Origin of the sequence: Microcystis sp. M165S2 (assembly GCF_020245885.1) — a bacterium.
Classification (GTDB): domain Bacteria; phylum Cyanobacteriota; class Cyanobacteriia; order Cyanobacteriales; family Microcystaceae; genus Microcystis.
On the sequence record NZ_JADBTZ010000261.1, the window covers coordinates 1 to 8,541 of the forward strand.

An 8,541-nucleotide genomic window follows, 5' to 3' on the forward strand; every position below is an offset into this window, starting at 1 on the left:
CTCAATTGTCTATCTTTTGGTATTAACCTATTTGTGCCTTAAGTGTCTCCCTGTATAGATTTCAGCTACTTTTAGGCGTAGGCACTCTCATCGAATTTTATTTTAAGTTAATTATTTGCATAACAATTACCGAAGAGCCACTTAATACCACTCACTGAAAACTCACATCTGATCAGTGATCACTGATGACTGATAACTGATAACTGATCACTGATTACTTCCTCAGCACTTCTTCGGCATTTTGCAGGATTTCGAGGACTTGTTCGGCACTAATCAAGCGTTTTAGCACCACTTGCCCGATGGTGGGGACAGTATCGGCAATTTCTGCACTCTTGGGGGCAACTTCTACCATAATCACGGCTTCTTCCACCTTATAAAGCCATAAAACCTGTTCTCCCTCTAAAATACCGATATTTAATCGCTCTATCTGCGGTGGTCGTCGCCAACTACTCGCGTGATCCCACAAACCGCCAAATTCCCACACCCGTCCTATTGTCCAACCTGCCGTTAAGAAAAAATATTTCACTTTGTTACTCAATCTAGAATCAATCTCTAGCTTTCTGGCTTAATTAGTTTTCAGCCGTCAAATTCTATCAAAAAACTGCTAACGTCCCGTTAATTTCACTACCCCAATCCCCCCAAAGTATAGACCCAAGACCGCCCCTGCTAACAGGGATTGGGTGAGAGGATCTGTGGAAGGGGTTAAAATCGCGCCTAAAATCACCGCACCCAAAACCACGAAACGCCACCCCGATAACATCGTTTGCGAGGAAATAATGCCTAAAAAGCTCAAAATCAATTGAATAACGGGAATTTGAAAGGCGATGCCAGTACTAAAAAGTAAAAGTAAGACAAATTCAAAATAGCGCTCGATCGACCAAGCTTGTTCGACCACTTCCGCCCCATAACTCACAAAAAAGTTTAAAGCGGCGGGAATCAGGGCAATATAGGCAAAAAATAAACCAGCAAAAAATAAAACACTCGATCCTAACACTACCGGGACAATTAAACGCCGTTCGCGACGGGTTAACCCCGGCAGCACAAAGAGAATAATTTGTAAGAGAATGACCGGACTAGCCACCAGTATGCCGCTATATCCAGCTACTTTTAGGGAGACGAAAAAAAATTCTCCCGGGGCCAACTGCAAAAATTTTACCCCTTGGGCAGGGACTTCCAGCACTTGTACTAGGGGTTTAACGAAGATAAAACATCCCACCGCACCCACAGCCACGGCAATTAAACTATAAAAAATCCGGCGCCGCAATTCCTCCAAGTGGTCAAATAAGGACATTTCCACTTCTCCGGGTAACTCATCGAGGAATTCAGGACTGTCTGGGGGTGGGGTTTTTACTTCTGTCGATGACATGGCTTTCGCTCGATCGTTCTCTACTCAAGCCTTTATCCTAGCATTGATAGGGGATGGGGATTAGGGATTAGGGGTTAGGGGTTAGGAGACAGAATTCAGGATAATAAATCAAAGTTGCCCCCCACTTCCCCATTTCCCCACTCTCCTTAAAAAAAATTTGCTATGATATAGGGACTTGTTTAGTATTTGGTAAAAATAACCATAAGTCGTACCGTGTTCACAACTGTTCAACCCGCCAATCGATCGAGCTTACCTGATGACCTATTTACGGCAATTAAAGAGCTTAAACAGGAATTAAACGCCGTTATTCTGGCTCACTACTATCAAAATTCTGACATACAGGATATAGCTGATTATATTGGTGATTCTCTCGGTTTATCCCAACAGGCTGCCCGAACGCCAGCAGATGTGATCGTATTTGCGGGGGTTCACTTCATGGCAGAAACAGCTAAAATTTTAAACCCAGATAAGTTGGTATTGCTGCCGGATTTAGATGCAGGATGTTCTTTAGCTGATAGTTGTCATCCTGAAGATTTTGCTCGTTTTAAAGCCCAATATCCCGATCATATTGTGATTTCCTATATCAATTGCAGTGCAGAAATTAAGGCCATGAGTGATATTATCTGCACCAGTTCCAACGCAGTCAAAATAGTTAATCAAATCCCTGCCCATCAACCGATTATCTTCGCTCCCGATCGCAATTTAGGCCGTTACGTCAGTCAGCAAACTGGTAGAGATTTAGTTCTCTGGCAGGGTAGTTGTATTGTCCATGAAACTTTTTCCGAACGCAAGATAATAGAATTAAAAGTCGCCCATCCAGAAGCAAAAATTATCGCCCATCCTGAGTGTGAAGCATCGGTTTTACGCCATGCCGATTATATTGGTTCCACGACGGCACTATTAAATTATTCCCTGAAAAGTTCCGAAAAAACCTTTATTGTCGCCACAGAACCGGGGATTATTCACCAGATGCAAAAATCCGCCCCAGAGAAACTATTTATCCCTGCACCAGCTTTAAATAACTGTGCTTGTAATGAGTGTCCCTACATGAGACTGAACACTCTCGAAAAATTGTATCTCTGTATGCGAGATAAAACTCCAGAAATTACTATTTCTGAAGATTTAAGAGTTAAGGCACTGTTGCCGATTCAAAGAATGTTAGAAATGTCTTAATCAGTGATCAGTTATAAGTGATCAGTTATCAGTTATCAGTTATCAGTTATCAGATGTGAGTTTTCAGATGTGAGTTTTCAGTTGATTAGACATCTGCAAAAATTATAACCCAATCACAGCTTGCTTCTATGTCATGTACTAATAAATAGTTCGATAATCCAAATATATATCTATCATTGCTAATTCAATTTAACGGAAAAAATCTGGGGACATTAAAATCATTTTTATTTTGGTAAGTTTCTTGTCTAGAAAGAATTTTATTCTTGAGATAATATTAGGTAGGGCTTGCTGAATAATGGTAAAACCCTTTTAAAATAAAGCTTTTGACCTGTTAAAGTCCGATGTTCATGCTGCGAAAATAGGATTGGGACTTTCAAAAACCTTGCATTATCCTTCTTGTAGTACATCGCTTGGTACAAAAAACAAGGGCAACAAAGCCTGAAACTCCTGACTCCTGACTCCTGACTCCTGACTCCTGACTCCTACCCCCACCGAAAAACTTTTTCAGCAGACCCTAGGTAGAATTACACTGATTACTGATTACTGATTACTGATTACTGATTACTGATTACTGATTACTGATTACTGATTACTGAAATGCTGAAGATAAATTTTTTCGTTGTGTTTGATGGATTGAAAAAAATCGACAATGGGACGAGGATAATTAACCCCTAAAATCACCCCATAACGCTTTTGTTCCTCTGGAGATAATTTATAAGTTTCGTGAATTTTATCGCCCTTTATTGCGGCTAATTCGGGCAACCAGTGACGTAAATAATCACCTTTGGGATCATAATCTCTCGACTGTTTAGGGATATTAAAATAACGAAATGCTCGCGCATCATTGCCGACACCAGCAGTGTAATTCCAATTGCCCCAATTACTACAGACATCGTAATCAACTAATAATGACTCGAACCATTCTGCTCCCATACACCAATCAATACCGAGATTTTTGGTCAGAAAACTAGCGACATTTTGCCGGCCACGATTTGACATAAATCCTGTAGCGGCTAATTCTCTCATATTAGCATCTACAAGGGGATAACCGGTTTTTCCCTCACACCAGAGATTAAATCTTTCCCAATCTTCTAACCAAGGTAAATTAAGTCCTTGCAAACCAGATTTATAGAAGATTGTATTACCGTGTTTACTGCCAATAAATCGGAAAAAATCTCGCCAGAATAATTCAAAAATCAGCCAATAGGTAGAGTCATTTTTTACTCTTATTTGCTCATATTTTTGTACTTCCTCATAGATATAACGGGGGGAAAGACAGCCAAAACTTAACCAAGCTGAGAATTTTGAGGAATAATTAGTCCCTAACATTTCATTGCGGGTTTCCTTATAGGTTTTTAAGGAATCACTATCCCAAATATATTCCTTAACCCGTGATTTTCCTGCCATTTCACCCCCTTGAAACGACAAAACACCTCGCCAGTCTAAAATTAGTTCTGTTACGCCTAAATCGTTTAAACTGGGAAGGTTTCCCAACTCTATTTTAGGCAATTTTGTCAACTTTTTCGGCGTGGGATAAGTTGTTCTTATTTGCCAATGACGTTCTACTTGTTTACGAAAATTAGTAAATAATTCTGGTAATTGATTAATGGTAAAAGGTAAATCATCAGGATGATATAAAGTGGCTGTCCAAAAAGTTTTTATCTGCACGGGAACCCCAGATAAAGCCTTATTTACCGCTTTTTCTACCGCTAATTCCTCTGCTGTTACCTCTTGATGATAATAAACCCTGGCTATCTGCAATTCTTGAACTAATTGCGGGATAATTTCTTCTGGTTTTCCCCGTCGGATAATTAAATTACCGCCTAAACTTTCCAGAGATTGTCGTAAATTTGCTACGCTTTCTAATAAAAATTTAGCCCGGAACTTGCCTGTTTTGGGAAACCCGTAGGAAGTAAGACCAAATTGACGCTCATCAAAACAATAGAAGGGAATTATCTCGAATTGTTCTTGAATAGCGCGATAAATTGCCTCGTGATCGTGAACCCGCAGATCATTGCGATACCAGATTAAAACACGCATTTAACATCAATTAAAAGTTGATAACTGATAAATAGTAACTGAGATGAGATTTAATTATCTTTTGCCGTAGTAATGGCCATAGTAACGATAATTGTGGTCTTTCCGACTAACATTATTAGCCACTAAACCTAACAGGGAAATGTGGGATAATCTCAGATCTTCGAGCAGATTTTTCAGCGCAAAGCGATCGGTTTTGCCCAGTTTGGTGACGAGAATTAGGCCAGTGGCCATGGCGGCGAGAATTTTGGCATCGGCAAAGGCGGCGAGCGGTGGTAGATCGTAGATAATTAGATCGAAAGCGTGGTCTTGCTGTAATTGCGAGATCATCTCCTGCATTCTCTGGGAAGAAAGCAAACGGCTTGGATCTGGGGGAATTGAACCGGCGGTAAGAATCGATAAATTCTCGTAACGGGGTAGAGGTTGAATTGCCTCGTTCCAATCGAGACCCTCGGCGATGACATTACTGAGTCCGTGGTCGTTATTGAGATTAAGTCGCAGGTGAATCTGGGGTCGTCGCAGGTCGGCATCCACCAGTAAGACTCTTTGTCCCATACTGGCGGCCGCCTTAGCGATATTGATTGCCATAGTGGTTTTACCATCTCCCGGTGATACAGAACTAATCACGAGGGACTTGAGGGGGGAATCGGAACCGAGGAGGCGAATATTGGCGTTAAGAGTGCGGAAAGCTTCCGAGAAGGGCGAGAAATTATAGTAGGAGAGGTTTTCGCTGGCTGATTTGGCAGTAGTATTAGGGATAGTAATTTTGCGATCACCGACTGTTAACTGGGGTAGGGCGGTGTTCACTTTTTCGATCGTACCGAGGTCTTTTTGCCAAGGAATTGCACCTAAAAGGGGTAGCTTGGCATCTTCTTTTAGTTCATCTGCACTATGATGAACGGGATCTAATCTTTCAGCTAAAAAGGCCGCCCCTATACCTAGCAACAGGCCACCGATAAGCCCCAAAGCCAGATTTCGCACGGGTTTAGGAGAAACGAAATCTTCCTCTACTTCTGGTGGAGAAATTAGTTGCCAAGGCATCACTTGTTGTGCCACCTTGAGTTGGAGTTTTTGTTGTTCCTCCAGAAAACGGCCGAGACTGGTGGTGGCGATTTCCAATTCTCGCTGCAAATCCGTATAACGACGGGATAGTACGGCTAGGTTTTTGACCGAGGCTTTCTGTTGTTCCAGGGCTTGGGCAAGGGATTCTACCTTAATTTCTAGGGTTTGGCGAGTGTTAGCGGCTTCCACCAATTGTTGGGTTAATTCTACTCGCAAAGCGCTTCGTGACACCAAAGCCGGGGAATTACCCACTGTCTGGGGCAGTTTTTCCCCTAGGGTTCTCTGTGCCTCGTTTTGCAGTAGGGGCAGTAAATTAGCCCGTTTTTCCTCTAGGGTGGCGATTATCGGGCTATCCTTGGCAAAAACTGCCGATTGTTTCGCCAATTCCACTTCCACTTCTTGCAACTGCTTGAGCAAATCTTGATAACCGGGAGATTCACTGAGATAAGTAGCGATAATTGCTTGATTAGGGTCTAATCCCACCTGTTGCTGTAAAGCTTGATAGCGAGAGTTAATTTCGTTAAGGGCGACTTGGGCGACTCTGTACTCCTGTTCGATGCTGGTTAACTGTTGCGATAAACGAGTCGCTTCTTTGTCAGGATCAAGGAAATTGTATTGCTGCCGGAATTGCTGCATTTGTTTTTGTAGAGAATTAACTCGTTCCTGCAGCACGGGCAATTGAGCATTGACAAAATCCAAACCTTGATTAATTTCGGTCTTGCGTTCCTGAGAACTATAGTTTAGGTAATGACGGGCTAAATTTTCTAAAACCAGCTTGATTTTTTCTGGTTCCGCATCTTGATAGGAAATTTCTAAAACTTTCGTATCTTTTAGTTGACTAACTTTGAGATCAGATTTGCCAGTCTTACTAATTAAATCACTGTAGGTAAAGTCGGGATATTGAGGAGTTATTTTACTAAGGATGGGGTTAAGGAGTTGAGGACTGGTTAAAACAGCGATTTGGGTATCATAATCGATGTCTTCACCACCTAACTGAGGTAGGATATCTTGGGCTGCCAGTCTGGAAGAACTTTTATTTTCCTCGATGGGTTGACCGATGAGCAGCAGGAATTTACCTTGATAGATAGGGGTTTTTAAGAAAGTATAAGTAGCGATCGCACTTGTCACCCCTAGGGTGATGCCAGCGATTATCAACCAGCGATGCTTGACCACAGAAAGGACTTGACGCAGGTTGATTTCTTCTTCTTCCTGCGTCACGGAGGGGATAAAAGCCGGTTGAGCAAAAACTGGCAGATTTTCTTGGCTTTGGGTTTTTAAAGCCCCGTTTTGTTGGTTGTTCATCATTAATCAAATAGTCAAGGGATAACTATATAAAACCGCATCTAGTATGCCAGTATAGCTTGAGAATAATTTGGGAATTTGTCCAAACATGGTATCTATTTAAAATAGCCTCAAACCCTTATAGAGTCAGGAATATGACATCTAAAGTTGAGATTGACTTCGGGACACTTTAAGGATATAAACGGCAACCAGCTAGAGAACTGGAATTTCACTGGCAGGCCATTAACCCTTAAAAGTATTGCTATGCAAAGATCATAGCCGAAAAAGCCAAACTACGGGTTTCCCTGTGGATGCGGTTTAAAAGATTTTGCGGTAGCAATCTGGCTCGATTAATTACCGCTTCATCATAACACCATGCTACAATGGCGACTCTAGTTTTTCCAGAACTACTAACTTTTGTCCTGCCGCATCTTATAGTCCAGCTTGCTGATAATCCTCCCGACAAATCAGAACATCCATAGGTAGCTATTCTACAATCAGGAATGGATAATTAATCGGTTAGATGACCAAGAATTTTTTGAAGGCAAAGGGGGAGAATTAGGACAAGCAGACAGAATTAACGGATAAAGCCGAAAAAAACAGTTTATTAATGGCTAAAAACAGCTTTAAAACCAGTAAAAGCTGTTTGTCTGGTTAATATGCTCAATTAAGTGAGATAGTTGAGCAACTATCTTGAGAATTGCTGCAAATTACCCCTCTGGGTTGACAAGGATGCTGAAATAGATTATAGCGGTTCTCGCATCTGCGAGGCACACTTTAACCTTTGTTGATTAAGCTTTTCAGGATTGATAATGTACCTCTTGTGAACAGGAAACGCTATATCTTCCTTGAGAACTCAGCATCTGTATCGCTGGTGTAAAGTAAAAAAATTAGAATACAAGCATCAAAAAATATGTCTAAATTGCTTGATAACTTGACTTATCTGCTGAGGATTATTCTACAAGATATAAAATTACGATTCAAACTTTATGCAACTAATCAAACAACCGTTTAGTCTATCAAATGGGCAAAGTTGTTTCTAGCTCGGTGATGAAATCCTTAGAAAAACAAGGTTTTTTAATTCCTGCTCGTTTTTGATTTAAATATGCCGATGATAGAACTTTTTGGGACTTAAAAAAAATTCCGATCTGAATCAAAATCCACATACAAGTAAAATGGTCTGTATATAGCGGGTTTCACACCTGTGGGATACAGTTAAACCTTTGCTGATTAAACTTTTCAACATCGATAATGTACCTCTTGCTAACAGGCAAAGCTATATTTAATTACCGATTATCTGCTATCCTGCCAATGGCAATAAGCTGTTGACTATCTAAATTACTCGTTAAGACTGCACCGGAGCAGGGAGCAGGGAGCAGGATCTCGAGCATTTGTACTAAAAAATCCAATACGCAATTTAAATTCAGTACAGCTTACTTAATCTGCTCTTTTGACATCCTCGCCGCCGTAAAACGGACGGTGATTCCTCACCACGCCACTTTTTTAGGGTGGTCGCGTCAATGGGGTTGACGCAGATAGCGAAAAACGCTTAATTGCTTAAGTCTGACACTTTCGACCCGTCCATTTTGAGTGTCCGAATGCCCTCCGGCCACTTTGAACAA

At 41.3% G+C, this 8,541-nt stretch carries 5 protein-coding genes; 1 reads left to right on the top strand and 4 read right to left on the bottom strand.

Annotated features, from left to right (window positions below):
• Positions 1–214: 214 nt before the first annotated feature.
• Positions 215–526 carry a hypothetical protein gene (locus IM479_RS13110; protein WP_002798470.1) on the bottom strand — a complete coding sequence of 104 codons (312 nt, stop codon included), beginning with the start codon at positions 524–526 and terminating at the stop codon, positions 215–217.
• A gap of 78 nt (positions 527–604) precedes the next feature.
• Positions 605–1,366 carry a twin-arginine translocase subunit TatC gene (gene tatC / locus IM479_RS13115; protein WP_002783793.1) on the bottom strand — a complete coding sequence of 254 codons (762 nt, stop codon included), beginning with the start codon at positions 1,364–1,366 and terminating at the stop codon, positions 605–607.
• Positions 1,367–1,579: 213 nt separating this feature from the next.
• Between tatC and nadA the strand changes: the two genes are divergently transcribed.
• Positions 1,580–2,539, top strand: coding sequence for a quinolinate synthase NadA (gene nadA, locus IM479_RS13120; RefSeq protein WP_287076576.1), 960 nt, complete (start codon positions 1,580–1,582; stop codon positions 2,537–2,539).
• A 582-nt stretch (positions 2,540–3,121) separates the two neighbouring features.
• Here the strand turns inward: nadA and IM479_RS13125 are convergent.
• Positions 3,122–4,579 (bottom strand): DASH family cryptochrome, encoded by a 1,458-nt coding sequence (locus IM479_RS13125; protein ID WP_287685955.1) that lies wholly within the window; start codon positions 4,577–4,579, stop codon positions 3,122–3,124.
• Between the two features lie 54 nt (positions 4,580–4,633).
• Entirely contained in the window at positions 4,634–6,943 is a 2,310-nt protein-coding gene (locus IM479_RS13130; RefSeq protein WP_287685954.1) for a GumC family protein, read from the bottom strand.
• Between the last annotated feature and the right edge of the window lie 1,598 nt (positions 6,944–8,541).

What these genes read in the sequence shown, in the direction of transcription:
- tatC (WP_002783793.1), bottom strand. Translation starts at nt 1,366, where the DNA reads ATGTCATCGACAGAAGTAAAAACCCCACCCCCAGACAGTCCTGAATTC.
- IM479_RS13125 (WP_287685955.1), bottom strand. Translation starts at nt 4,579, where the DNA reads ATGCGTGTTTTAATCTGGTATCGCAATGATCTGCGGGTTCACGATCAC.
- IM479_RS13130 (WP_287685954.1), bottom strand. Translation starts at nt 6,943, where the DNA reads ATGATGAACAACCAACAAAACGGGGCTTTAAAAACCCAAAGCCAAGAA.